This is a genomic window from Amycolatopsis sp. cmx-11-12 (genome assembly GCF_046269425.1).
Taxonomy (GTDB): domain Bacteria; phylum Actinomycetota; class Actinomycetes; order Mycobacteriales; family Pseudonocardiaceae; genus Amycolatopsis.
On record NZ_JADNQM010000017.1, the window covers coordinates 53,231 to 78,884 of the forward strand.

General features: G+C 66.7%; 19 protein-coding genes. 7 read left to right on the forward strand and 12 right to left on the reverse strand.

The window, feature by feature from the left end; translation table 11 throughout:
- Positions 1-11: 11 nt before the first annotated feature.
- From ACLARN_RS23160 to ACLARN_RS23185, 6 genes are all read right to left on the reverse strand, one after another.
- Positions 12-1,232, reverse strand: a complete 1,221-nt coding sequence (locus ACLARN_RS23160) for a ketosynthase chain-length factor (protein ID WP_409493544.1) — start codon at positions 1,230-1,232, stop codon at positions 12-14.
- Complete coding sequence (locus ACLARN_RS23165; protein WP_409493545.1) at positions 1,229-2,500, reverse strand: beta-ketoacyl-[acyl-carrier-protein] synthase family protein; 1,272 nt, start codon at positions 2,498-2,500, stop codon at positions 1,229-1,231. Before ACLARN_RS23165 ends, ACLARN_RS23160 begins: the two co-directional genes overlap by 4 nt.
- Before the next feature lie 101 nt (positions 2,501-2,601).
- Entirely contained in the window at positions 2,602-2,943 is a 342-nt protein-coding gene (locus ACLARN_RS23170; RefSeq protein WP_409493546.1) for an antibiotic biosynthesis monooxygenase family protein, read from the reverse strand.
- A gap of 127 nt (positions 2,944-3,070) precedes the next feature.
- Complete coding sequence (locus ACLARN_RS23175; protein WP_409493626.1) at positions 3,071-4,012, reverse strand: hypothetical protein; 942 nt, start codon at positions 4,010-4,012, stop codon at positions 3,071-3,073.
- A gap of 156 nt (positions 4,013-4,168) precedes the next feature.
- Positions 4,169-4,900, reverse strand: a complete 732-nt coding sequence (locus ACLARN_RS23180; protein ID WP_409493547.1) for an SDR family NAD(P)-dependent oxidoreductase — start codon at positions 4,898-4,900, stop codon at positions 4,169-4,171.
- Between the two features lie 89 nt (positions 4,901-4,989).
- Entirely contained in the window at positions 4,990-5,430 is a 441-nt protein-coding gene (locus ACLARN_RS23185) for a nuclear transport factor 2 family protein (RefSeq protein WP_409493548.1), read from the reverse strand.
- Between the two features lie 183 nt (positions 5,431-5,613).
- Here ACLARN_RS23185 and ACLARN_RS23190 point away from each other — a divergent pair, with 183 nt between their 5' ends.
- The gene (locus ACLARN_RS23190) at positions 5,614-6,390 is read left to right on the forward strand and encodes a cyclase family protein (protein ID WP_409493549.1); all 777 of its coding nucleotides are present in this window, start codon (positions 5,614-5,616) and stop codon (positions 6,388-6,390) included.
- Here ACLARN_RS23190 and rfbA read toward each other — a convergent pair.
- Together rfbA and ACLARN_RS23200 are read right to left on the reverse strand one after the other, a co-directional pair.
- The gene (gene rfbA / locus ACLARN_RS23195; RefSeq protein ID WP_409493550.1) at positions 6,377-7,288 is read right to left on the reverse strand and encodes a glucose-1-phosphate thymidylyltransferase RfbA; all 912 of its coding nucleotides are present in this window, start codon (positions 7,286-7,288) and stop codon (positions 6,377-6,379) included. The genes ACLARN_RS23190 and rfbA overlap by 14 nt on opposite strands.
- Before the next feature lie 7 nt (positions 7,289-7,295).
- On the reverse strand, positions 7,296-8,765 hold the full coding sequence (locus ACLARN_RS23200; protein WP_409493551.1) for an NDP-hexose 2,3-dehydratase family protein: 1,470 nt from the start codon (positions 8,763-8,765) through the stop codon (positions 7,296-7,298).
- Positions 8,766-8,951: 186 nt separating this feature from the next.
- On the opposite strand from ACLARN_RS23200, the gene ACLARN_RS23205 reads away from it, so the two are divergent.
- Both ACLARN_RS23205 and ACLARN_RS23210 read left to right on the forward strand, forming a co-directional pair.
- Positions 8,952-9,389 carry a hypothetical protein gene (locus ACLARN_RS23205; RefSeq protein WP_409493552.1) on the forward strand — a complete coding sequence of 146 codons (438 nt, stop codon included), beginning with the start codon at positions 8,952-8,954 and terminating at the stop codon, positions 9,387-9,389.
- Between the two features lie 711 nt (positions 9,390-10,100).
- Positions 10,101-10,466: a hypothetical protein gene (locus tag ACLARN_RS23210; protein WP_409493553.1), complete on the forward strand. Its 366-nt coding sequence runs from the start codon at positions 10,101-10,103 to the stop codon at positions 10,464-10,466.
- A gap of 25 nt (positions 10,467-10,491) precedes the next feature.
- On the opposite strand, the gene ACLARN_RS23215 is transcribed toward ACLARN_RS23210, so the two are convergent.
- From ACLARN_RS23215 to ACLARN_RS23225, 3 genes are all read right to left on the reverse strand, one after another.
- A complete protein-coding gene (locus ACLARN_RS23215; protein WP_409493554.1) occupies positions 10,492-10,758 on the reverse strand; it encodes a hypothetical protein in 267 nt (88 codons plus the stop codon).
- Between the two features lie 69 nt (positions 10,759-10,827).
- Positions 10,828-13,104: a catalase/peroxidase HPI gene (gene katG / locus ACLARN_RS23220; RefSeq protein WP_409493555.1), complete on the reverse strand. Its 2,277-nt coding sequence runs from the start codon at positions 13,102-13,104 to the stop codon at positions 10,828-10,830.
- A gap of 23 nt (positions 13,105-13,127) precedes the next feature.
- Positions 13,128-13,559 carry a Fur family transcriptional regulator gene (locus ACLARN_RS23225; RefSeq protein ID WP_409493556.1) on the reverse strand — a complete coding sequence of 144 codons (432 nt, stop codon included), beginning with the start codon at positions 13,557-13,559 and terminating at the stop codon, positions 13,128-13,130.
- 243 nt (positions 13,560-13,802) lie between these two features.
- Between ACLARN_RS23225 and ACLARN_RS23230 the strand changes: the two genes are divergently transcribed.
- The 4 genes from ACLARN_RS23230 (at position 13,803) to ACLARN_RS23245 (ending at position 18,987) form a co-directional block, all read left to right on the forward strand.
- Positions 13,803-15,878, forward strand: coding sequence for a catalase (locus ACLARN_RS23230; RefSeq protein ID WP_409493557.1), 2,076 nt, complete (start codon positions 13,803-13,805; stop codon positions 15,876-15,878).
- Between the two features lie 189 nt (positions 15,879-16,067).
- Positions 16,068-17,063, forward strand: coding sequence for an acyl-CoA dehydrogenase family protein (locus tag ACLARN_RS23235; protein WP_409493558.1), 996 nt, complete (start codon positions 16,068-16,070; stop codon positions 17,061-17,063).
- Positions 17,060-18,295, forward strand: a complete 1,236-nt coding sequence (locus tag ACLARN_RS23240; RefSeq protein ID WP_409493559.1) for a PIG-L family deacetylase — start codon at positions 17,060-17,062, stop codon at positions 18,293-18,295. Before ACLARN_RS23235 ends, ACLARN_RS23240 begins: the two co-directional genes overlap by 4 nt.
- Positions 18,292-18,987, forward strand: coding sequence for a glycosyltransferase (locus ACLARN_RS23245; RefSeq protein ID WP_409493560.1), 696 nt, complete (start codon positions 18,292-18,294; stop codon positions 18,985-18,987). Before ACLARN_RS23240 ends, ACLARN_RS23245 begins: the two co-directional genes overlap by 4 nt.
- Before the next feature lie 30 nt (positions 18,988-19,017).
- On the opposite strand, the gene ACLARN_RS23250 is transcribed toward ACLARN_RS23245, so the two are convergent.
- A complete protein-coding gene (locus tag ACLARN_RS23250; protein ID WP_409493561.1) occupies positions 19,018-25,512 on the reverse strand; it encodes an amino acid adenylation domain-containing protein in 6,495 nt (2,164 codons plus the stop codon).
- Between the last annotated feature and the right edge of the window lie 142 nt (positions 25,513-25,654).

Here is a 25,654-nt window from a genome sequence, read left to right on the forward strand (position 1 = left end):
CTCGTAGGCTGTCAAGATCTTTCCCTGGTCACGACCATCGCGGCGTTGAACCCGCCATGCCCTCGCGCCAGCACCAGCGCGGTCGACACCGCCGTTGTCCGGCACCGCGTCACGAGATCGATCTCGTAGTCCGGCATCGGTGCAGGCACGTTCACCGTCGGCGGGATGACCCCGTCCCGCATCGTCAGCATGGCGGTGGCCAGATCCAGCGCCGCGCCCCCGGCGCCGAGCCGGCCGGTCATCGTCTTCGGCACGGTGACCGGCACTCCATGGGGCCCGAAGACGGCCCGAAGGGCGGACGCCTCGATCCGGTCCAGTTCCGGCGACCCCGCCCCGTCTGCGAACACGACGTCAACGTCGGCGGCTTCGATACCCGCGTCGGCCATCGCGAGGGCGATCGCCCGGCGCAGCCCGGGGGGACGTCCGCTGCCCGGCGGGGGATCGAAGGTGGCCGCGTATCCGGCGATCGCGCCGTACCAGGATGTGATGCCCCGCGCACGTGCCGCGTCCTCGGACTCGAGCACGAACAGCGCGCCCCCTTCACCGGGTACGTGACCACGAGCGCCTGCACTGAAAGGCAGATAGGCACGAGCCGGATCGTCGGCGGTGCTGATCCGGCCACCGGCCAGCTGGGCAACCCAACCCCAGGGACAGTTCGAGCCGTCCACACCGCCGGTGACCGAAAGCGAAAGGCCCTTACGCAACTGTCGCCTTGCCTGCGCGACGGCGTCGAGCCCGCCCGCCTGGTCGGTCACCAGCACCCCGCTCGGCCCCCGCATGCCGTGCCTGATCGAAATCTGCCCGGTGTTCACCGCGTAGAACCATGCGAACGACTGATACGCGCTGACGTGTTCGGGACCCTGGCTCCACAGCTTGTGTAGTTCCCGATGGCCGAACTCGAACCCGCCTGCCGAACTCGCGGTGACCACACCCATCCCGAACTCGTCGACGTCGCCGGTCTGCACCTCGGCGTCCTCGAGTGCCCAGTTCGCCGCTACCAGGGACATCCGCGTCATGTGATCGGTCTGCGGTATCAGCCTGCCCGGCAGGTGCTGTCGTGGAACGAAATCGGGTGCCTCGCCTGCCAGCTTGCTCGGGTACTGCTCGGGATCGAATCGGGTGATCCGATCGATGGCGCCCGCCCCACGCAACGTATTGGCCCAGTGCGCCTTCGAACCGAGCCCGGTCGGGGCGATCACTCCCATGCCGGTGACCACGGTGGCAGACGTCATCCGGCTGTCCTTTCCAGGCCCCGGAGCACCATGGCGCTCTGAAATCCACCGAACCCGCTGCCTACCGTGAGTACGGTGTCGACGCGGTGTTCCCTCGCCTGGAGCGGCACATAGTCGAGGTCGCAGTCCGGGTCGGGTTCGTGCAGATTGGCGGTCGGCGGAACGACGTCGTGTTGCATCGCGAGCGCGCACGCGGCGATCTCCAGCGAACCGATCGCGCCGAGTGAGTGGCCGATCATCGACTTGATCGAGCTGACCGGAGTACGGTATGCGTGCGCACCGAGACTCCGTTTGAAGGCCGCGGTCTCGTGCCGGTCGTTCTGTGTCGTGCCGGAACCGTGGGCACTGATGTAGTCCACTTCTTCCGGCGCGGTCGCCGACTGGGCCAGCGCGGCCCGGATCGCCTCCGCCATCTCCCGTCCGTCGGGGCGCAAACCGGTCATGTGGAACGCGTTGCAGCGGGACGCGAAACCGGCGACCTCCGCGTACACGTGCGCACCCCGTCGTCGCGCATGGTCCATTTCCTCGAGGACGAACACGGCCGCACCCTCACCGAGCACGAATCCGTTCCGGGTCCGGTCGAACGGACGAGAGGCCCGTGCCGGGTCGTCGTTGCGGGGAGTGGTCGCTTTGATCGCGTCGAAACAGGCCATCGTGATCGGGGATATCGGCGCGTCGGTGGCGCCGGCGACCACGACGTCCGCGGCTCCCTCCTGGATCAGTTCGGTGGCCTGACCCACCGCGTCGATACCAGAGGTGCAGCCGGTGGAAACCATCGACACGGTACCTTCGGCGGCGACTTCCCAGGCCACCTCGGCGGCGATCGAGCTCGGTACGAAATAGCCGTAGAGGTGGGGAACGGCGTAGGTGTGGTCCACCAGCCATTCACGGCCGCCGTTGCTGACCACGGCGTACTCCTCCTCCAGGCCCATGGTGCAGCCGACCGCGCTGCCGATGACCACCCCGGTACGCGTCGGATCGAGTGCCTCCAGATCCAATCCGCTGTCCCTGAGTCCTTCCCGCGCACTCACCACCGCCAGTTGCGTGGCTCGGTCGGAACGTCGAACCAGCTGCGGAGAAAGGCCTTCCCGTATCGGGTCGAAGTCGCATTCCGCGGCCACCTGTGAACGAAAGTTGGACGGATCGAAAAAGGAAATCTTCCTGGTCGCGGTGCGTCCTGAGGACAACAACTCCCAGAAACACTTCACGCCGATGGCTCCAGGGGAGACAACCCCTATCCCGGTGATCACTACTCGACGACTTGTCATGCTGACCTCGCTGCAACCGTGGCGGGGGTGTTCCGGTTCCGGAAATCCGGTGCGATCCGACCGCCGGATTCCTTTTCCTGAAGGACTTCAACGAATTCCGTTCACTTCACCGCGTAGGCCTGCCTCGGCGCGTACAGGTGACCCTCGTTTGTCGACCGCGCCCTGATCTCCTTGGCGTGCGGCTGGAAATCCGGGTGGTTCACTGCCCGCTGCCAGGATTCGACGTCGCGCCACAGCGCGATGTTGACATAGCGGTTTTGTTTGTCCTCGTCGATGTGCCGGGAAAGCCTGTACTGAATAAACCCCGGCCGCTCCGACATGAACTTCGAAATCTTGCTGAACACTCGCTCGAACTCTTCGGGCGACCCCTGAACGTCAAACGTGTTGACAAATGTGATCGGCTCGTTTTCGAGCTCATCCGGTTCGTGGACATCCATGACCATTACCCCTCCTCGACGGCAGCCGTCCGGTACCCGTGTCGTTGATATCCAAAATGCTCGCCGGATCTCGGAACCAGCTCTGATATCGCTAAAACGCATGCTCGAGATGGGTGGCGCAACCGTGCTCCGGTCAATCGAGCCGAAACCGCTGGCCCACGTCCAACTGCCACGCTCGGCGCAGCGCACACATGTCCAGCGCGGAGGGCCAGCCGGGAATCTCCTCGGCTTGATAGCTGATCGTCTCGCCGCCCCGCCGCGCCACTGCCCGCCCGCACACGATGTCGGCCAGTGTGGCGTGCGACAGCTCTGATTCCCCGCTCTTGCCCGATGTCGACCTCGTGGTCCCGATACGCCGGCACTGCAGCACCGCTGGCACACCGTCGGCGAACTGGCTGATGAGCAGAGCCCCCTTTCCCAACCAGGTGGGATCGAGCGGTCGCTCGTTGCCGACGAGGACGACGACGTCCGCACCCGCCACCACGCGCGGACTTTCCTCAGCGGTGACGACGAGCCCCGTGTGTCGTACGGCCGAGGAGGCGAGTTCACGTGCCGTGGTCAGGTCTCGGCCGTATATCCGGATCAGCGACAACGACGGGAGAGCAAGAGGGAACACGCAAAGACTGGCCCAGGCGCGTGTTCCGGTACCGTAGAGCCCCAGCGAGCGCGCTCCGGCGGGCGCGAGATACCGCGCGGCCAACCCGGAGGGCGTTACGGCTCGCCATGAATCGAACGCCTCCGCCGCCGCGACCGCGAGGAGGGAACCGTCCGCCGTGACAAGAAACTCGGCCCGCTGGGCCGCGAATAGCGATGTCCGGCACACGTGGTTCGGCGAGTCCTCCCCCGACCCACAAGGCTGCCCAGAGGGCGCAGCGGGCACAGTCGGCGCGGACCAAGACGGCCGCGTCGAAATCCCCGCCGGCAAACGATCCGAGCCGGGATCAACCAGGAGATCATGTACCGTCTGAAAAGCCTCCTCCAGAAAGACCGGGTCCTCGAAAATGACATGTAGGTCTCGTCGAGTGAGAATGAGTGGCACAGCGATATCCCTCCGCAGCGACCGAGTCGAATCCACACGCAATTCGGCAGTCCCAAGACCGGAGGCTCGATACTAGCTGGCCGTGCACGGATGAGTCCTATGAGTAGTCGGTCCGATACGGTTTCCGCTCCAGGGTGTGATTCTTGGATCATGGAGCGTGGCCGCTGCGGTTGACGAAGCCGCCGAACTTGTTCAGGCGATGCTGGCCCCACCGTCCACGGCGAGTACCGTGCCTGTCGTGTAGGCAGCCTGCGGCTGGGCGAGCTGGACTATCCACCAGGCGATCTCATCGGGATTCCCGACACGACCCGCAGGTATCCTCGGTTTCATTTCTTCAAGGAAGCGGGCGTACTCCTCGGGCGTCGATCCCATACGTTCGCCCATTCCCGTTGCGATCACGCCCGGCGCCACCGCGACCACCCGGATGCCGAGCGGCGCCAGCTCCACGGCCCAGGTTCGGGTGAGAAAGTCCATCGCGACCTTGCTGGCGCCGTAGATCGACATGCCGGGCCACGCACGCCGTCCCAGCGAACCAGCCGTGCTGAGGTTGACCACGGTCCCGCCGGTGTCCGCAAGCGCGTCGATCGCGTGCCGGGTGAGCAGGACAGGGGCGCGGAGGTTCACCGCGATCTGCTCGTCGATCCGGCCGGGATCGATGGCGCTCAGCATCTGTGGTGCGGCGATGGCCGCGTTGTTCACCAGCACATCGATCCGGCCGAACTCGCGCAGCGCGGTTTCCACGATCCGCTCGGGCGCGCCCGTGTCCGTGATATCGAGGCACAGTATGCGGAAATTGGCATGATCCTCGGCGGTTTCCCGCAGGGTGTGTCCGGTGCGCCCCACTACCAGCACGCGGTCACCGCGGTCGGCAAAGGCACGGGCAGTCGCGCGACCGATCCCGGTGCCACCACCGGTGACGATCACGACGCGGGACGCGGGTTTCTCACTCGGTGTGTTCACAACGCACTACGATAGGCAGCCGTACTTGAATCGCGGTAAATTCGGGCTCCTGTTCAGAGACAGTCGTCCCGAATGACGCGACGATCGCGAACCTTGAGTGATCCGCCCTCGCGGACCAGCACGTCGTCACAGACACACATGGCGTGCAGATTCGCTTCTCCACCCCGGCGGGTGGCGATCACCTGCACGTAGGACCGGACGTGCAGTTCTCCGTCGACCCGCTGCCTGACCGAGATCATCGAATAGCAGCGCCGATAGGTCACTCCCTCGTCAGCCAGCGCTTGCGCGGCCCTTCGCAGCCCCGCGGCGAGATTCGCCCGGCCACGTATCGGTTCGGCGACCTTCGGCGGGGACAGCAGCGATGCGTCCTCGGTGAACGTAGCCGCCGCTTCCTCGGCGGACCCGCCATCCATCAGGTGAACGTGTTCGGCGTAGAACTGCTGGACTTCGGCGTATATCTTCTCGAAGGACCTCTGATCGGCGGGTGTCGACACGGTGGGCTCCGTCCTTGTCGCTGTGCTCGCGTGGCCGGCTGGCCCGCCTCGCGTCAACGGTGTCACCTCCCGGTAGAGCGGGACCGGGAACATCGGTCCAGTGACGCTCCAACACTTTTCAGGCAGTGGGCGAAAGCATGTGCGATGACGGTGGATGTACCGAGAGACACTGCGGAGGTGGTCGTGCCGATCGTCGACCTGTCGTCGCCAGTTGACGCCGAGGGCTACGAACCAGACCCGGTGGTACACGACGTGCTCACCCCGGCCGAGGGCGCCCTGCACATGAGCGAGGAGATGCGTAAGCACTTCGGGATCGAGTTCGACCCTGACGAGTTGCCGGGCTCCGAGTTCCTTTCACTGGACCGGATCACCCTCACTACGCACACCGGCACCCATGTCGACGCACCTTCGCACTATGGTTCCACGACCAGCTACGGCAGCGGTGTTCCGCGAAACATCGACGAAATGCCACTGGACTGGTTCTTCCGCCCTGGCGTGGTACTCGACATCAGTGATGCGAAGACCACCGTGGTCGACGCCACCCGCCTGCGGAAGGAGTTCACCCGCATCGGCTACACGCCATCGCCGCTGGACATCGTGCTGCTGCGCACCGGCGCGAGCCTGCTGGCCGGAACCCCTCGGTACTTCACGGACTTCGTCGGACTCGAAGGGACGGCGGTACACCTGCTGCTCGACCTCGGCGTGCGAGTGATCGGGACCGATGCGTTCAGCTTGGACGCGCCGTTCGGCGATGTCATCACGCGCTACCGGGAGACCGGGGACCGCTCGGTGCTGTGGCCTGCCCACTTCGCCGGGCGAACCAGGGAATACTGTCAGATCGAGCGCTTGGCGAACCTGGAAGCGTTACCCGCTCACGGTTTTCGGGTGGCCTGCTTTCCGGTCAAGATCGCCCGCGCCGGAGCAGGGTGGGCACGGGCAGTCGCCATTACTGATGACTGAACGGGGCAGGCCATCGGTGACTGGTCGAGGCTGGTTGCTCACCGGCGATGGACATGACGTACCGGCCATAGTCGGACTTCATCAGCCCCGCCCCCAATCGGTAGCATGCCTCCGAATCGATGAAGCCCATGCGTAGAGCGACTTCCTCGACGCACGCTATCCGTACCCCTTGGCGCGCCTCGAGTGTCTGCACGTACTGTCCGGCCAGCAGGAGCGACTCCGGTGTACCGGTGTCCAGCCAGGCGAAGCCGCGTCCGAGGTCCACCAATTTTGCCTGTCCACGCTCCAGATAGGCACGGTTCACGTCGGTGATCTCCAGCTCACCACGGGTGGAGGGACGAAGGTTCTTGGCGATGTCGACGACCTCGTTGTCATAGAAGTAGAGGCCGGTGATCGCCCGGTTGGAGCGGGGATGCGGAGGTTTCTCCTCGATGGAGACGATCCGGCCTTCGTCATCGATCTCCGCGACACCGAACCGTTCGGGGTCCTTCACCGGATAGCCGAAGAGCACGCAGCCATCGGGATCGGCGTTCTTTGCCAGCACGTCGGAGAAGGCTGGCCCGTGGAAGATGTTGTCCCCGAGTACCAGCGCGACCTTGTCGTCCCCGATGTGCTCGGCGCCGATGATGAACGCCTCGGCGAGTCCCCTGGGTTCGGGTTGCTCCCTGTAGTCGATCCGCAACCCGAGATGTGCACCGTCACCAAGCAACCTGCGGAACTGCGGAAGATCTTCTCGCGTCGAAATGAGCAGTATTTCCGTGATATTGGCCAGCATCAGCACCGAGAGCGGATAGTAGATCATCGGTTTGTCGCTCACCGGTAGAAGTTGCTTGGACACCGCGAGTGTTATGGGGTGAAGACGGCTTCCGGAGCCACCTGCGAGAACTATTCCTTTCATCCGCGGTTCACCGGCCCGGCGAGTTCGAGGACAGGCTGTGCAGGCAGGCAACCAGACTACGGGCCTGAATATTGAGATAGTGGCTGTGCCTGAGCAGATCGACGAGTTGGTGCAGGGTCACCCAGCGGAAGTCGGAGTGCTCCAGGTCGGGATCCTCGTCGACTTCGACTACGAGGTAGCGGTTACGAGCGTGATAGAAACGCCCGCCCTCCTCGGACAAGATGGCTTCGAACCGTATCTGGCCGGGTTCCGCGCCGAGTACCGTGTCGAGGAACCGCGGCCTGGCGGCGGCCGGAAGGGAAAGGTAGTTGTCCGGGGTGCATTGCACGGTCGGCGCCAACTCGATCACATCGACGTAGCCTGGTTCCGTCCGGGCATGCACGAGAGCGTGGAGAACTCCCTGTACCTGCCGGACCACAAGCGCGACCACTCCACGGCCGATCGGTGCGATCATCGGCTGCATCCAGTGGCCGACCTCCCGGCCACCGGCCCGGACGTCCACTCCGATCACGTCGAAGTACCGGCCACTCGTGTGGGCGATCTTCTCTTCCGTCCGGTACCACTGGCGTACCGCGTTGAGCGGAATCGCGCTGGTGTGCACCTCAGTGCGGGTGCGGACCTCAGTGATCCAACTCAGGACCTCGTCGGTCGAACACAGGCTGCCCTGGACCCCGCAGTACGACCGGACAAGTGAGTCGCGAAACTGGTCGGTGCCGGAACTCAAGGCAGGGAGGACGTCGACACCCGCGAAGGGCAGACAGGAGAGCACCGTCCTGGCGTCCATGTTCACCAGGTCGTCGACCGCGAGCAGCTGATGTATCTGTCCGAGAGTCAGCCAGCAGAAGCCGTCCAGGAGTTCGACGTCGCCCTCGACTTCTACCACCATGTTTCGATTGCGCTTGTGATGAAACCATGATCCCTGCTCGGACTGACGTACGTCGGCGATGACCCGGTTCCGGGTCGCGGCGTCCTGGAAGAACGCGAGATATGGAACGGGCTTGCCCTTGTGTACCTTGGTGTAGTTACTACGGGTTGCCTGCACCGTGGGCGAGAGCTGAATCTCGTTGCGATTGCCTGGTTCGAACTTGGCCTGCATCAGACAGTGCAGGACTCCCTCGATCTCCTTGACCAGGATGCCCAGTACGCCGATTTCCGGCTGGTTTATTATCGGTTGGTCCCAGTTCGAAACCGGCCCTGCGGGGATTTGGACGTTCAGGCCCTCGACGGTGAAGAACTTTCCGCTGCGGTGACCAATCGTGCCGGTTTCGGGTGATCGATACCAATCCACCAGTTTGTCGAGCGGCACTCGTTCCACGTGGGCCTTGGTGCGCTGTCCGAACTCGGCGAACCAGCGGTGGAAGTCCGCCAGGGTGGTGACGGCGCCTTCCCTGGCCAGCACCGATTCGGCTATCCGCACCGCCATCAGTTTGTCGTCTTTGGGAGCCAGGAGCGCGGCAACCGCCGATGAGTTTTCCACGGATCCGACGTTGACAGGCGCCCCTGGAGCGGAGCTGAGCTGCCGACTGGAGACCAGTCGAGCCCTGCTCTATCCGATACGCGGGCCGACGAAAGATTCAACGCCCTACGACGGTCACGTTGCCGGGCACGATCGAATGTATCGGCTCTTGACTGGTTTCAGAGGAGGAAACGGCACGGTCTCCGTATGGCGATCGCGACTATTGCCCTGGCAGCTGCAATAATGATGGCCGTCCCTGGCGACGCGGTGTCCCTGGAACCGGGCCCGCACCCACTGCTGGGTACGTGGGAAGGAACCGTGCACATCCCGGACGGTGACCATCAGGCCCGGTTCTCCTTCAGCCGGAACGGGGGATTCTGCCTCGTCGCGGGTGGCACCGGGAGCGGTAGGTGGTGGCGGACGGGTGAGAACCGTTTCTCTTTCAAGGCGCTGGAAAAGTTCCACAACGAGGATGGGACGTTCCTCGGGGCCGTCGCGGTGAACCAGGCGGGTGTTCATCGACGCGGGACCTTTCGCAGTTCCGGACTGTCGTATTACTACGACGCGGACGGGAACCTCGAGGGTTCAGGAGTGGCCACGATAACCGCCACCAGAGTCCGGCGGGATGCGCTGCACTGTCGATAGCCGGACTGCCTCACCGCAGTCCGGGTTGGTGGTCCGTGGCGGCGCCCCGCGCGGCGCGCGCGACGAGTTCACCTACCGCGTGACGACGAGGTGGGCCTGCCGATGCCGCGTATCAACCCGGAGAACATCGTCCTCGTGGTCGCGCCTGTAATTTGTCCGGGTGTGAGCTGCCCTATCTGAAGGCCAACCTGCGCCACGCCCTGGCAGACCTACTGCACCGCCTGCTAGACCTGACCCAGCTCACGATCAAAGTCCACTACCAGAACGACCAAGTAACCATCAGAGCTACGTTATCCGGGGACATGGACGCGATAACCGCCATCGGCGACGCCGCGTCGCAGCAGCGCTGCGCAGGCGGGGACGAATGTGCATCCTGCGAGTGCCCCCGGTGGGGCTCGTGCAGCATCCACTCGAAATCACATCCGCTGTGAACTGCGACCTTCAGCGACCGCGGGGGATCGTCCGGTGTCGCCGCGGTCAGGATGTTGATGCTTGATGACGACTTCCGTGCGGCGCAGGTTCAAGCCTTCGGCAGGACTACCAAAGGATGGGAACGGGGCTGACCAGGGGCTTTTCAGCGGCACGAATTGGAGGGCGAGGTCTCGTCCGTGGAGGTAGGAGGCATAGGCGGCGCCGAGGGCAATGCAGGGCGGTGCAACCACGCTGCATTGCCAGAGCCGGCTCGCGCCGCGGCCGGGATGATATTGCTTCATGCGTGGTGTTCGGATCGCGAGGCGCAGATGGACTCGAGTCGAGCATCCGCTGCCCGAGTTCCTGGAGCCGCTTACGTCCCATCGCCTCACGTACGTCGGGGAACCACTCCTCTTCTTCTTCCTCCTCGACGTGGTGCCGCACGTTCTCGATGAGTACGGTGACTTTCGCGTCGAACCGCTCATCCTCGGGATCCATCCCTTTCAGCTCGCTCAGCATCCACACCACCACGTGGTGCTCTTCTCCGCTTTCGAGCACGTGATCCTAGGTATCCGGCGCCGCCTCGCGGGCGGCCGGGATCTCCTCCTTGAGGTAGGCGTGCACCGTGAGTTCCTCGATGAGACGATCTTCCGTTTGGTGATCTGATCGTCCACAGTGGCCTTCTGGCGGTTCAGGTAGTGCCCTGGGCGGTCACATCCGGGGGCTCAGCCCGCGCGAGCTTCGTCGTCACCTCGTCCACCTTGCTTTTGAGAAGCGAGGCGCTGTCGAGCAGGACGAGGAGTTCGCTCTCGTCGATCTCCAGGAGCATTCTGGTGATCTCTCCCGCCAAGATGGGCTGATGGCCCTGTACGAGGGGGAACAACGCCTCGCCCAACCGCACCTTTTTCTGCGCGGGACTCAGGCCGGTGAGCGCTTCGGCCGTCAATTCGGCGGACACGGCATACCTCTTTCACTCTGGGCCCGGCCGATCACTCGTGGATCGGCCGGGTCCGTTGGCGAAGCTCGCTCAGGCGAGGTCGAACCGGTCGAGTTCCATGACCTTGGTCCAAGCCTTCACGAAGTCGGCGGCGAACCGCTCGCGGGCGCTCTGGCCCGCGTAGACCTCGGAAAGCGCCCGCAGCTGGGAGTTGGAGCCGAAGACGAGGTCGACCGCGGTGGCGGTCCACTTCACCTTGTCCGAGGCCGCGTCGCGGATCTCGTACACGTTCTCCTCGGACTCCGAAACCTTCCATCGCGTGCCCGGCGAGAGCAGGTTGGTGAAGAAGTCGTTGGTGAGCACCCCGGGCCGATCGGTGAGGACGCCGTGCCGGGTGCCACCGGTGTTGATCCCGAGAGCGCGCAGGCCGCCGGTGAGGACGGTCATCTCGGGCGCGGTCAAGTCGAGCATGTAGGCGCGCTCGACGAGCAGGACCTCCGGCTGTAGCTTCTCGCCGGCACGCAGGTGGTTGCGGAACCCGTCGGCGCGCGGCTCGAGGAGCGCGAACGATTCGACGTCGGTGTCGTCCTGCGTGGCGTCCGTGCGCCCCGGGTGGAACGGCACGGTCACCTCGTTGCCCGCGTCGCGCGCCGCCTTCTCGACGGCGGCCGAACCGGCAAGCACGATGAGGTCGGCCAGCGAGATCTTCGCGCCACCGGCGTCGTTGAACTCCCGTTGGATGCCTTCCAGGACCTCCAGGACACCGGCGAGTTGCTCGGGCTCGTTGACCGCCCAGGAGCGCTGCGGCTCCAGCCGGATCCGGGCCCCGTTCGCGCCACCGCGCTTGTCGGTGGACCGGAAAGTCGCCGCGGACGCCCACGCGGTGCCGACCAGCTGGGCGACCGAGAGACCGGATTCGAGCACTTTCGCCTTGAGCGCGGCGATGTCGGTGTCACTCACGAGCTCGTGGTCGACCTCCGGCACCGGGTCCTGCCACAGCTGCGGCTCGGGGACCCACGGTCCCAGGAAGCGGCTGACCGGGCCCATGTCGCGGTGCAACAACTTGTACCAGGCTTTGGCGAACGCCAGTGCGAACTCGTCCGGGTTCTCCAGGAAACGGCGCGAAATCTTCTCGTACGTCGGGTCGACGCGCAGCGCCAGGTCCGTCGTGAGCATGGTCGGCTTGTGCTTCTTGGCCGGGTCGTGGGCGTCCGGGATGATCGCCTCCGCGTCCTTGGCGACATATTGCTTCGCGCCGCCAGGGCTCTCGGTGAGTTCCCACTCGTAGCCGAAGAGGATCTCGAAGAAGCGGTTGCTCCACTGAGTCGGCACATCGGTCCACGTCACCTCGAGACCGCTGGTGATCGCGTCGCCGCCCTTGCCGCTGCCGTGGCTGCTCAACCAGCCGAGGCCCTGTGCCTCGATCGGGGCGGCTTCGGGCTCGGGGCCCACGTGGTCGTCGGCGATGCCGGCGCCGTGGGTCTTGCCGAAGGTGTGGCCGCCGGCGATGAGCGCGACGGTCTCCTCGTCGTTCATCGCCATCCGGGCGAAGGTTTCCCGGATGAAGTGGGCCGCCGCGGCGGGATCCGCGCTGCCGCGGGGGCCCTCGGGATTGACGTAGATGAGGCCCATCTCAGTCGCGCCGACGTCGGGCACCATCTCGGACTCACTGGCGTAGCGCTCGTCACCCAGCCAGGTGTCTTCCGGACCCCAGAAGATCTCCTCGGGTTCCCAGGTGTCCTCACGGCCGAAACCGAAGCCGAACGTCTTGAAGCCCATCGACTCCAAGGCGACATTGCCCGCGAGCACGAGCAGGTCGGCCCACGAAATCTGCTGGCCGTATTTTTCCTTGACCGGCCACAGTAGACGGCGCGCCTTGTCGAGGTTGGCGTTGTCGGGCCAGCTGTTGAGCGGGGCGAATCGCTGCCCACCGTCACCGGCCCCGCCGCGGCCGTCGTGGATGCGGTAAGTGCCCGCGGCGTGCCAGCTCATCCGGATCATCAGCCCGCCGTAGTGGCCGAAGTCGGCGGGCCACCAGTCCTGCGAGGTGGTGAGCACCCCGGTGATGTCACGTTTGAGGGCCTCGACGTCGAGCTTGGCGAACTCCTTGGCGTAGCTGAAGTTCTCCCCCAGCGGGTTGGCCTTCGACGAATGGGCGTGCAGCACCGAGAGGTCGAGCTGGTTGGGCCACCAGTCCTTGTTGGTGCGCGGGCGCCCGCCCGATTTCGGTGTCGGCGAATCGATCGCCGGGTTCTCACTCTCACTGCCGTGCGATGTCACCGAGTCGTGGGCGACCGGGCAGCCCGCCGCCGCTTTGCCGTCCACGCCCTGCGCACTCGACGGGACGTTGTCCTGGGTGTCGCTCATCTACTTCCTTCCAAAGCGGCGAATCATTTCGGGACACTTTCGGCCGCACAATCGGGGCAAACGCCCCAGAAAACGACCTCCGCCTCGTCGATCACATAGCCGTGGTCATTCGAGGCGGTCAGGCAGGGGGCGTGGCCGACCGCACAGTCGACGTCCTCGATCGCGCCGCAGGAGCGGCAGACGACATGGTGGTGGTTGTCCCCGACCCTGGATTCGTAGCGGGCGCGCGCGCCGGCGGGCTGGATGCGCCGCACCAGACCGGCTTCGGTGAGTGCCCGCAAGACGTCGTAGATCGCCTGGTGGGACACCGTGGGTAGCTCGGACCTCACCCGCGCGATCACCGTTTCGGTATCGGCGTGCGGGTGCTCACGCAGGGCGCCGAGCACGGCCAGCCGTGGCCGCGTCACGCGTAACGAGACCGCCCGCAACTGTGCCTCGAAGTCGGACATCACCATCGACGATAAAAGCTTGTCTGTAACCGGTCAAATCATGCCCGCTCACCGTCGGACGACATCCACGATCAGGCCGGTGTGGTGCCGCTGGCGTGCCCGGTCGCCGGATGAATCACAGCCTGACTACCCGCGATCGGCATCACCCACACGTCGGACGCCCCACATGAACGAGTTTTCGTACGGCTCGCTTAAACACGGCGAGGGCGGGGTATTCGCGGCGCACCACCACTCTCGGCAAGGAGAAACATGCCTCCGAAACGGCAGCGCGCCCGGACAGAACCGGCTGAAGGCGAAACGAACGCGACCGTCGGTCGATCGGGTGAAGGACAGCGCGGCGACTACCTGACGACCGCTCAAGGAGTACTGCTGCCGGACACCGATCACTCGTTGAAGGCGGGCCCGCGGGGACCGTCCCTGATGGAGGACTTCCACCTCCGCGAGAAGATCACCCACTTCGACCACGAGCGCATCCCGGAGCGCGTGGTCCACGCGCGAGGGGCCGCCGCACACGGCACTTTTCGCGCTTACGGCAACGCGTCGTCGGTGACCAAGGCCGGTTTCCTGGAGAAGGACCGAGAGACCCCTGTTTTCGTGCGGTTCTCGACGGTGCTGGGCTCGAGAGGGTCCGCCGACACCGTCCGGGACGTCCGCGGCTTCGCTGTGAAGTTCTACACGGAAGAGGGAAACTTCGACCTGGTCGGCAACAACATGCCGGTCTTCTTCATTCAAGACGGCATCAAGTTCCCCGACGTCATCCACGCGGGCAAGCCCCATCCGGACCGGGAAATCCCGCAGGCCCAGACCGCGCACGACACCTTCTGGGACTTCGTTTCCCTCCACACCGAGGCGACGCACCATGTCATGTGGGCCATGTCCGATCGCGGGATCCCCCGCTCTTACCGGACCATGGAGGGCTTCGGGGTGCACACCTTCCGGCTGGTCAACGCCGAGGGCGAGACCAGCCTGGTGAAGTTCCACTGGAAACCGGTGGCCGGTGTGCACTCGCTGGTCTGGGAGGAGGCCCAGATCGCCGCGGGCGCCGATCCCGACTTCCATCGCCGGGACATGGCCGACGGCATCGATGCCGGGGCCCCCTTGGAATACGAACTCGGACTCCAGGTCATGCCGGATGCCGACGACGAGATGTTCGAGGGGATCGACCTGCTCGACCCGACCAAGATCGTTCCGGAAGAACTCGCCGAGGTCCAGCTGGTCGGCAAGCTCACGCTGGACCGGAACCCGACCAACTACTTCGCCGAGACCGAACAGGTCGCCTTCCACACCGGCAACCTGGTGCCCGGCATCGAGGTGACCGACGACCCGTTGATGCAGGCGAGGCTGTTCTCCTATCTGGACACCCAGCTCACCAGGCTCGGCGGCCCCAACTTCACGCAGCTCCCGATCAACTGCCCGCACGTGGCCGTCAACGACAACCTGCGCGACGGGATGCACCAGACCCTCATCCACCACGGACAGGCCCCGTATCTGCCCAACAGCGTCGACGACGCTCTGCCGACGACGGCCACGGAAGCCGAAGGTGCCTACGTCCACCGGCCCATCGAGGTCGCGGGCCCCAAGGTCAGGGCCAACCCGGTGTCGTTCGACGATCACTTCTCGCAGGCCACGCTCTTCTGGAAAAGCCTGTCGAGGATCGAGCAGATCCACGTGATCGAAGCGTTCACGTTCGAGCTGGGAAAGTGCTTCTCGCAGACGATCCAGGCACGTGCCCTGGAGTCTCTCGCCCAGGTCGACGCCGAACTGTGCGCGGCGGTCGCCGAAGGACTCGGGCTACCCGCTCCGCAGGGCACCCCGGCCGAAGACGTCACTCCGTCGGCCGCGCTGTCCCAGATCCCGCCGGGACCCGGCCCGATCGCGGGCCGCATCATCGGGGTCGTGGCGACGTCCGGCGCCGACCTCGGCGGAATCGGCAAACTCCGCCGGGTCGTCGAAGCCCAGGGCGCGATCCTGCGGGTTCTGGCACCGGCAGGCGGAACGCTGAAACGAGGGCGCGGACAACAGCCGGTGGCGCGGACCTTCCTCACCGCCCGTTCCATCGAATTCGACGCGGTGGTGGTCGCCGACGGCACCGCCGGACTGCACGACATCAAGCTGACCGTTCTGTTGGAGGAGATGTTCCGCCACTGCAAGGCCATCGGCGCCTGGGGCGACGGACGCCAGGTGCTGACCGACGCCGGGATCGACGTCGACGCACCGGGAATCGTGCTCGCCGACGAGGTCGCCAAACCGTTCTCCACCGAGCTGGTGAAGTCCGTGGGCCTGCACCGCGTCTGGGAGCGGGCCGAGCGTGTGATGAACGACTGAGTGCCTGTTGGCGGAGCTGCGACGTGCTTCGCGAAATGGACATAACGCGTGAACCTGCCCGGCCGAAGGCCCCGCTATCGCGGTGGCAGGGCGCCCTTGTCGACAACGCGAGTTGTTCGACCAGGTTGCGCCCTGTCGACGCGATCGCGGACGCGGGTTCACCAACAGACACTGAGGAATCGAACCTTGATGAAGACCCTGCTCGAACCGGCCGCACCGGAACCTTTGACGGGGCCGCGATCCGTCGAAACCATCACCGGCACGGTGCGGTTGCTGATGGCGAACGGCGTCCTCGACCTGCCCCGCCCCGGTGCGGGCGACACGTGGGGCCGCTGGACGACGCTCGCCGGGCTCGGCCGCCGCGACCTGGTGCTCGGCCGCCTCGCCGAAGGTCACACCGACGCCGTCGCGATCTTGGCCGAAGCCGGTCGTGAGCCTGTTCCGGACGCGCTGTACGGCGTGTGGGCCGCCCGGTCGGGCGGTACCGGCGCGACCGTCGTGGGCGGCGCTCTCACCGGTACCGTCCGGTTCTGCTCCGGCGCTCAAGTCCTCGACCGTGCCCTGGTGGTGGCGGATTACGAGGACGGGCCGCCGATCCTGCTGGAAGTCGGCCTGGACGAGCCGGGCGTCCAAACACTGCCGGAAACGTGGCAGGCGATCGGGATGGACGCCTCCGACAGCGGTGACGTCCGGTTCGACGGGGTCCCGGTGACCTCGGCCCATATCGTCGGCGAGCCGGGCTGGTACGTGTCCCGACCGGGATTCAGCCTCGGCGGCGCGGGCGTCGCCGCGGTGTGGCTCGGCGGCTGCGCGGCCGTCGTGGACTCGGTGACGGCGTACCTGCTCGCCCGCGGCGCGGCGGACGACCACCAGCACGCCCAGCTCGGCGCGCTCCACACCGCGATCCATCAGGCCGACGCGCTGCTCGTGCGGACGGCGGAAGTCGTCGCCGCCGAACCGGACGAGGACCTGCCCTTGCTGACCGGATTCTGCCGGGCCGCCGTCGAGCACGCGGCCCGGCAGGTCCTGGACGTCGCGCCGGAGATCACCGGGCCGGCGGCACTCTGCCGCGAGCGACGGTTGTCTCAGCAGCTGGCAGACCTGATGGTCTACGTCCGGCAGCACCACGGTGCCCGCGACCTCGCGGCTCTGGGCGTCGAACTGCTGAAGGAGGGCCGGCGGTGACCACGCGCCCCTTCTCCGCCGAGGACGTCAGCCGCGTCTGTGTCGTCGCCGCGCACCCGGACGACGAAACTCTGGGCGTCTCCGGGCTCATCCAGCGGCTGCACACCCGAGGAGCGGAGATCCGGCTGATCGTCGCCACCGACGGGGAGGCGGCGTTCCCCGGCTCCTCGGCCATCGAGCGCCGGGCTCTGGGCGCTCGCCGTCGCTTGGAGCTCCTGGAAGCGCTGCGGTGCCAAGGACTGGATGACGTGGAGCCGGTATGGGCGGGTCTGCCCGACTCGGCACTGGCCGACCACGAGGCGGAGCTGACCGCCGTCATCAGCGAAGTGGCCGCCGACAGCGAGCTCTGCTTGGCGCCTTGGCCGGAAGATCCCCATCCGGACCATCAGGTGGCGGGCAGGGCCGCGTTCCGCGCCGCGCCGCTGGGCGCGCATCGGTGGTCGTACCCGATCTGGCTGTGGCACATGGTGGCGCCAGACGACCCGGCCGTCCCGTGGGGACGGGCCGCGGAAGTCCGGCTCGACGACGCGAGCGCGGCGGTCAAGGCGAAAGCCCTCCAAGCTTTCCGGTCGCAGCTGGAGCCGGGCCCAAGAGGTGAAGATCCGATTCTGACACCGGAGATACTGGAGCACTTCGCGCGCGACAGGGAGGTCGTGTTCCACGAACCGAGGACGACATCGACGCCGGTGAGCAGATTCGAAACGCTCTACCGCGAACCCGATCCGTGGACGATGGACAGCTGGTACGAACGTCGCAAAAGGACGGTCGCGCTGGCCGCTCTGCCCCGCGAGCGGTACGACTTCGCCGTGGAACCCGCTTGCGGCACAGGAGTCTTGACACTGGACCTGGCCGGACGTTGCGACCGGGTCCACGCCTTCGACCCGGTGCCCGCCGCTCTGTCGATCGCCCGCGATCGCTTGGCCCATCTGTCCACTGTGGAGTTGGCCGCGGGCTCACTGCCGGACGATCTGCGAGGTCCGGCGGATCTGGTGGTACTGAGCGAAATTCTCTACTACCTGGACGAGGCGGACCTGACGGCGACGCTGGACCGGACTGTGGCGTCGCTACGCCCGGACGGTGAGGTGCTGGCCGTGCACTGGCGACCGCAAGCTCCGGACGCGCCCCACCACGGCGCCGAAGTCCACGAGAGGTTGCGAGCCCATCCAGGTCTGCGAAGCCTGGTGACGCACCGTGAGACCGACTTCCTGGTCGACGTTCTGGTACGCCGTTGATCACGTCCGTGGGCGTGCTGATTCCGGCGCGTGACGAAGAAACCGATCTCCCGGCCTGCCTGCGCGCGCTCGCCGTCGCCCTGCGCACACTGCCTCCGGAACTGGAGCGGCGGGTCTGCGTGGTGGCCGACCGCTGCCGCGACGACACCGCCGAGCTGGCCAGGAGCGCGGGAGCGGACGTCCTCGTCAACGCTCACGACCTGCCGATAGGAGCGATCCGGGCGCTGAGCGCACGGCATCTGCTTCGCGGGTTGAGGCACCACGCCTCCGCCCGCACCCTGCTGCTGAGCACGGACGCGGACACCGTGGTCGACCGCGACTGGGCGGTCCGGCATGTCCGCAGAGCGGACGCGGGCTGGGACGCCGTGGCAGGCACGGCGAAGCTGAACGCCGGATTGACATTCCCCGCGCAGCCTCGCTACGAGGCGCTGCTCGCGAACACACGAATTCCCGAAGGCCACGGAAACGTCTACGGAGCCAACCTGTCGATCAGGGCGAGCGCCTACCACGCGGTCGGCGGCTTTCTCCCGATCCGAACCGCCGAAGACCACGACCTGTGGCGTCGCCTCGCTCGCGCCGGATTCCGCCTGGCTTATGCCGAGGAAGCGAAAGTGATGACGAGCTCCCGGCTGAACGGCCGAGCGCCGGACGGCCTCTCGACATTGCTGCGTGCACTCGCCACTGCCTCATGAACCTTCGAAAAGCCTTTTCGCCGTCGCCGGTCACGACCGTGGCGAGGAGAGCGCGGCTGCCAGGATGGGGCCGAGTTGGCGCAAGGCGGGCGTGCGCATCATGCGGTGGTGTGTGGTGTCGATCTGGTGGGTCGTGATGCGGCCATCGACGTAAGGCCGCCAATCGTCGGCCAATCCGGTCGGTCCGGCCGTGCACAGCAGCAGGTCACCGCCGAACCGGCCGGGGGTGAAGCCACCTTGCAGCCGGATGCTGTGCCGGACGCTGGCGGTGATTCGCTCGATGGTCTCGGCAGGCAAGCCTGCCTCGCAGATTTCGTCCGCGAGCTCCTCCTCGGCGATACCGTCCGGGAGGGGGTCGCCGGTCCGGTCCACCACGGGCGGTACGTCGAGGATCGCCAGCAGCGCCACCTTTTCGCCCTCTTGCTCGAGCCGGACCGCGAGCGCGTGGGCGACCAGCCCGCCGAACGACCAGCCCAGCAACCGGTACGGTCCGCTCGGTTGTACTCCCCGGATGTGCCGCAGATAATCCGCGGCGATCTCCTCGACGGTCTCCGGCACGGCACCGTCGTCACCGAAGATCGCCGACTGCAGTCCGTAGAGCGGGGTCTCCGGATCGAGGTGGTGCAGCAGTCCCGCGTACGACCAGCTCATCCCGCTCGATGGATGGACGCAGAACACCGGTGGCAGGCTGCCGTGCCCGCGCAACTCGAGCAGTACGTCGAAGGCACCGCCTGTGCTGTCTCCCGCCATCAGCCGGGCGAGCGCGGCGGGCGTTGGCGCTTCGAACACCGCACCGACACCCAGTTCCACCCCGAGCACGGCCTGAATCCGGCTGACCAAGCCGGTCGCCAGCAGCGAATGCCCACCCAGGTCGAAGAAACCGTCGTCCGGGCCGACTTCCCCGATACCGAGCACGTCGGCGAACAGCCGGCACAGCACCGCTTCCCTCGGCGAGCGAGGACTGTCCGCGGACCCGGCGAACGTGGGTTCCGGCAGTCCCCGCCGATTCAGCTTTCCGTTGGGCAGCAACGGTAACGCGTCCAGCACCAGCACCACGGCCGGCACCAGGAACGCGGGCAGCCGCTCCGCGACATACTTACGCGCCAGGACATCCAGGTCGGTGGTGGCCCCCGGTTCCGGTGTCACGTATCCCACCAGACACGGCTCGCCCCGGCTGTCCGGCCGGACGACGACCACCGCCCGCGCGACTCCCGGGCAGCAGGCGAGCGCCGCTTCCGCTTCACCCGGCTCGACCCGGAACCCGCGGATCTTCACCTGGTCGTCCGATCGGCCGGCGTACTCGAGGTAACCATCCGGATGCCAGCGGGCGAGGTCACCGGTGCGGTACATCCGCGCGCCCGGCGCGCCATAGGGATCCGGCACGAACCGTTCGGCGGTCAGCCCGGGACGGTTGCCGTATCCCCTCGGCAGCCCCGCGCCCGCGGTGTACAGGTCACCGGCGATGCCGACCGGCACCGGGCGGAGCCCGCCGTCGAGCACGTAAGCGCGAAGGTTGTCCAGCAACCGGCCGATCGGCGCGGGAGAAGGCCAGTCGCCGGGATCACCGTCCATTGTGTACGCGGTGACGACCTGGGCCTCGGTCGAGCCGTAGTTGTTGTGTACCCGGCGCTCCGGCAACCGCCCGCAGAACCTTCTGACCTGACGGCTCACCGTCAGCGCCTCCCCCGCCTGGACGATGTCCCGCAGGTCCGGCAGATCCGCGTCCAGCTCGTTGGCCGCGCTGCCCAGCGCGTCGATCAGCAGGTTCGGCACGAACAACTCGTTCACCCGGTGCTTTTCGAGCCACCGCACCAGCCGGAGCGGGTCGGTCCGGACGTCGGCGGGCACGATCACCAGGGTGCGGCCGGAAGTGAGCGCCGACAGCATCTCCTGCAGCGACACGTCGAAGCTCGCCGACGCGAACTGGGCCGTGCGGATGCCGGGCCCCTCGCCGAGCACGGTGTTGTGCCACTCGAACATGTTCACCATGACGTCCGGTGTCATCACCACCCCCTTCGGCCGCCCCGTGGAGCCGGAGGTGTAGATGACGTACGCGGGGCTCAGCCGGTTCAGGCCGGTAGTCCGCTCATCGTCCCGCACCGCATGGCCCGGATAGGCTTCCAGGTCGACGTCGTCGACGATGACGCACGGATAATCGTTGTCCGGCAACGACTTCGCGATCGCCTTGGTGGTCAGCAGCGACGCCGGACTCGCGTCGCCCAGCATGAACTCGATGCGCTCCGCCGGGTAGTCCGGGTCGATCGGCAGGTACGCCCCGCCCGCCTTGAGGATCGCCATCAGCCCGACCACGACGTCCAGCGATCGCCCGATCATCACGCCGACCGTCCGTTCCGGACCGACGCCGTGGTGGATGAGCAGCCTGGCCAGCCGGTTGGCCCGCTCGGCCAGTTCGCCGTAGCTCAGCTGTGCGTCCTCGTAGACAGCGGCGACCGCGTCCGGTGCGCGCGCCACCTGTTCGTCGAAGAGATCCGGCAGTGCGGCGAACGGGATGTCGCGAGACGTGTCGTTCCAGTCGACGAGGACTTGCGCGCGCTCGTCCGCGGTCAGCAGCTCGATGTCGTCGAGGGCGCGCTCGGGCTCGGCGGCCACCGCCGTCAACAGGCGGCGCAGCCGGGTCACGATCGACACGGCGGTGCCGAGGTCGAAGATATCGGTGTTGAACTCGATCGTGCCGTCCAGCTTCGCTTCGCCTTCGGTGAACTGCAGGAAGACGTCGAACTTCGACGTCCCGGTCGGGACGTACCCGTCGGTCACGCTCAGCCCGTCCATCGCGATCCCGCCCCGCGGCTGGTTCTGCATGCCCAGCAGCACTTGGAAGAGGGACTGGTGCGCCCGGGATCGAGCCGGGTTGAGCATCTCGACGATCTGATCGAACGGGACGTTCTGATGTGCGTAGGCGTCCAGGTCGACGTTTCGTACCCGCTCGAGCAGCTGCCGGAACGTCCTGACACCCGAACAATCGGTCCGCAGGACCAGCGTGTTGACGAAGAAACCGACCAGATCGTCCAGCGCCTCGTCGGTACGCCCGGCGACCGGCGTCCCGATCGGGATGTCGCCGCCCGCGTCGAGCTTCGACAGCAGCGCGACCAGACCCGCGTGCACCACCATGAAAAGGCTGACTTCGTACCGGGCGGCGAGCGTGGTCAGCGCGGCATGGAGCTCCGCGTCCCAGGTGAACTCGTGGATGTCGCCCCGGTGGGTGGCGATCGCCGGATGCGGCCGGTCGGCGGGCAGCGTGATCCGCTCGGGCAACCCCGACAGTGTCTGCCGCCAGTACTCCAGCTGCGTGCCATGGACGCTCGCGGGATCCGAGGCGTCACCGAGCAACTCCTTGTGCCACAACGTGTAGTCCACGTAGTGCACGGGGAGTTCCGTCCACTCGGGATCTTCTCCCGCGTGGCGGGCGTTGTACGCCGCGCTGAGGTCCTTGGTGAGCGGCGACAAAGACCAGCCGTCACCGGCGATGTGGTGCAGCAGCACCATGAACACGTGCTCATCGGCCGAGTGCTCGACCAGCCAGGCGCGGATCGGCAGGTCGCGAGCCAGGTCGAAGGTGCTGCGAGCCAACGACTCCAGCACGGTGTCCAGGGCCTGTCCGTTCACCTGGACCGACTCGACGACCGGCCGCGCGGCGTCGACGGAAAGCACGTGCTGGCGTGGCACGCCGTCGGTGTCCGGGAACACCGTGCGCAGGCTCTCGTGCCGGGCGATCACGTCACCCAGCGCGGCCCGCAGCGCGATCTCGTCCAAATCTCCCTTGATCCGCAGGGTCATCGAGATGTTGTACGTCGCCGACGGTCCCTCGAGCCGATGCAGGAACCACAGTCTCGCCTGCGCCGGGGACAGCGGCACGTGTTCGGGCCGGGGCATCGGCCGCAGGACGAGCCTGCGTTCCCGCGCCTGTGACACGAGGCCCGCCAGTAGCGCGGGGGTGGGCGCGTCGAACGGTGCCCGCATGCCGAGTTCCACCCCGAGCACCGAACGAACACGGCTGACCAACCGCGTCACGACGAGCGAATGCCCGCCCAGGTCGAAGAAGCTGTCCTCGGCGCCGACGTCCTCGACGCCGAGCACCTCGCCGAACAGTCCGCACAACGTGCTTTCCAGCGGGGTCCTGGCGGCGCGCGACGCCGAGCCGAACACCGGCGCCGGAAGTGCCCGCCGATCGACCTTCCCGGAGGGCGCCAACGGGAATCGCGCCGAGACCATGATGGCCGCGGGCACCATGTAGCCGGGGAGATACCGGGTGACGAACTCTTTCGCCGTCACGCCCAACCGCGCCGGATCCACCGATGTTTCCGAAGTATCGGGCGTGACGTGCCCGACCAGGCATCGCTCGCCGCGGGCGTCGGTACCGACGACGACCACCGCGCCGGCCACGCCGGGGCATCGCGCCAGCGCCGATTCGACTTCGCCCAGTTCGATCCGGAAGCCGCGGATCTTCACCTGGTCGTCGGTCCGCCCCAAGTACTCCAGCCCACCGCTGCCCCACCGCACCAGGTCACCGGTGCGGTACATCCGCCCGCCGCCGAACGGATCCGCCACGAACCGGGAAGCCGTCAACCCAGCGCGACCCCAGTATCCCCAAGCCAGGCCCTCGCCGCTCACGTACAGCTCGCCCGGCACCCCCGGCGGTACCAGCCCCAGCCCGTCGTCCAGCACATAGCACCGGTAGCCGGGCAGCGGACGGCCGATCGCTGCCTGCTGGCCGGGCTCCAGCGCCGCGTACGTGACGTGCACCGTGGTCTCGGTGATGCCGTACATGTTGACCAGCCGGGGACTGTGGTGCCCGTGCCGTCCGTACCACTCGTCCAGCTTCGCCAGGTCGAGCGCCTCACCGCCGAAGATCACGTAGCGCAGGGCGAGCCTGGCCGAGGTGGGCGGATCCTCGGCGTCGGCTCGCATCAGTTCGTAGAACGCCGACGGGATCTGGTTGAGCACGGTGACCTGCCGGTCGGCGAGCAGGCGCAGGAGATCCGGCGGAGACTGGGCGATCTCGGCCGGAACCACGACGAGCTTGGCGCCGTACGCCAAGGCGCCCCACAGTTCCCAGACCGAGAAGTCGAAGGCGTACGAGTGGAACAGCGTCCAGGTGTCCTCCGGGCCGAAGTCGTACGAATCACCGGCCGCGGTGAACAGCGCCACGACGTTCCGGTGCGGGACGACCACGCCTTTCGGCCGGCCGGTGGACCCGGAGGTGTAGATCAGGTATGCGGCGTCACCCGCTTGTGGTGCGGTGGAAAGAACCGGCCTCGGGCCGTCGGCCAGCCGAGCCTCGACTGCCGGGTCGTCCAGCAGGATCCGGGCCGGCCGCCGTTGAGACGTGCTCTCCTCCGGCGCGGCGGGCTCCTCGCCGGGTAGCGCGGCGTCCGTGCGGATGGCGTAGATGTTGTAGAGCGCGGTGTTGTCCAGCAGCCGGTTGTCCTGCGCGCAGGTCACCTCGTACCCGAGCCCCCGCAGCAGGGTCAGCACCTGCTCGAGCCGGCCGTCGACGTCGTGCACCTCGACCACGAGCTGCCGGATGAGTGGCCAATGCTCGGCGTCGATGCCCTTGAGCACCTCGTATTCGGCGCTCTCGACGTCGATCTTCAGCAGGTCGATCCGCTCGACGCCGTACTCGCGCACGACCTCCGAAAGGGTGCGCAGCCGGCAGGTGAACCGTTCGCTGGACAGCCGCGCGTCGACCAGCTCGTCGACGTCCTCGTCGCTGGCGACCGCGTCGTCACCGAGCTGGTCGAATTGGTTGCGCAGGTAGGAGTGGACCATCTCGTGCGCCGCCCCGGCGGTGGTGACGCAGGAGGAGATGACCGTGTCATGCGGGTAGAAGGTGAAGTTCGCCTCGCCAGACTGTGCGGCGAGGCCGTACGGGAGGGCCTTGGCGTTGAGGCCGTGCAGCTCGACATTGCGGCGCAAGGACTCGTACACCGGAGGGACCGGTTCGAAGGAGTAGATGGTGGCGTTGGGCCAGCGCAGGCCGGCGAACAGCGTGTACATGCCGATGTTCGCACCGACGTCGAAGAGCACGTCGCCGTCCCGCACGGTGATCCCGTCTCGCAGGTACTCGAGCTTGGTGAAGATCTCCTCGAAGAGGAAGTCGGTCTCGCTCTTGTTCTGGTGGAACAGCTCCACCCCGTTGGGCAGCGTGTAGACCTGCTCCGGCGCGTCCGGGCCGAGCGCGTCCGCAGTGCCGACGACCACGACCGGATCGGCGTCCCGCAGCATCCACGCCACGCGCTCCCCGGGAAAGGACGGATCCAACGGCACATACGCCGCTCCGGACTTCAGCACCGCCAGCAGCACCATCGGCAAGTCCGCGGACCTCGGCAGCCGCACGCCGACGAACGTGCCAGGGCGGGCACCGTGCTCGGCCAGCAGCCCGGCCAGCCTGGTCGCCCGGTCGTCGAGTTCGCGATACGACACCGAGATCTCGCCGTACACCAACGCGACCGCGTCCGGCCGTTGCCGCACCTGGGCTTCGAAAAGGTCGACCAGGGTCGCGGTCAAAGACGGCTCCTTCTTCTCGGCGCCAGAACGGAAACCACCTCGACTCTAGGGACCTGCCGGGTGACAGAGAACTACTCGGTTGGGTAGCCCACTCGGCGCACACGGGCTCCGCGCTCCCGTTTCTTGCCACCCCGCAAGCGAA

Bases quoted from the DNA above. Each gene is read 5' to 3' on its own strand.
- ACLARN_RS23160 (WP_409493544.1), bottom strand. From the start codon at position 1,232: ATGACGTCTGCCACCGTGGTCACCGGCATGGGAGTGATCGCCCCGACC.
- ACLARN_RS23235 (WP_409493558.1), top strand. From the start codon at position 16,068: ATGAAGACCCTGCTCGAACCGGCCGCACCGGAACCTTTGACGGGGCCG.
- ACLARN_RS23230 (WP_409493557.1), top strand. From the start codon at position 13,803: ATGCCTCCGAAACGGCAGCGCGCCCGGACAGAACCGGCTGAAGGCGAA.
- katG (WP_409493555.1), bottom strand. From the start codon at position 13,104: ATGAGCGACACCCAGGACAACGTCCCGTCGAGTGCGCAGGGCGTGGAC.
- ACLARN_RS23210 (WP_409493553.1), top strand. From the start codon at position 10,101: ATGCGTGGTGTTCGGATCGCGAGGCGCAGATGGACTCGAGTCGAGCAT.
- ACLARN_RS23205 (WP_409493552.1), top strand. From the start codon at position 8,952: ATGGCGATCGCGACTATTGCCCTGGCAGCTGCAATAATGATGGCCGTC.
- ACLARN_RS23170 (WP_409493546.1), bottom strand. From the start codon at position 2,943: ATGGTCATGGATGTCCACGAACCGGATGAGCTCGAAAACGAGCCGATC.
- rfbA (WP_409493550.1), bottom strand. From the start codon at position 7,288: ATGAAAGGAATAGTTCTCGCAGGTGGCTCCGGAAGCCGTCTTCACCCC.
- ACLARN_RS23165 (WP_409493545.1), bottom strand. From the start codon at position 2,500: ATGACAAGTCGTCGAGTAGTGATCACCGGGATAGGGGTTGTCTCCCCT.
- ACLARN_RS23225 (WP_409493556.1), bottom strand. From the start codon at position 13,559: ATGGTGATGTCCGACTTCGAGGCACAGTTGCGGGCGGTCTCGTTACGC.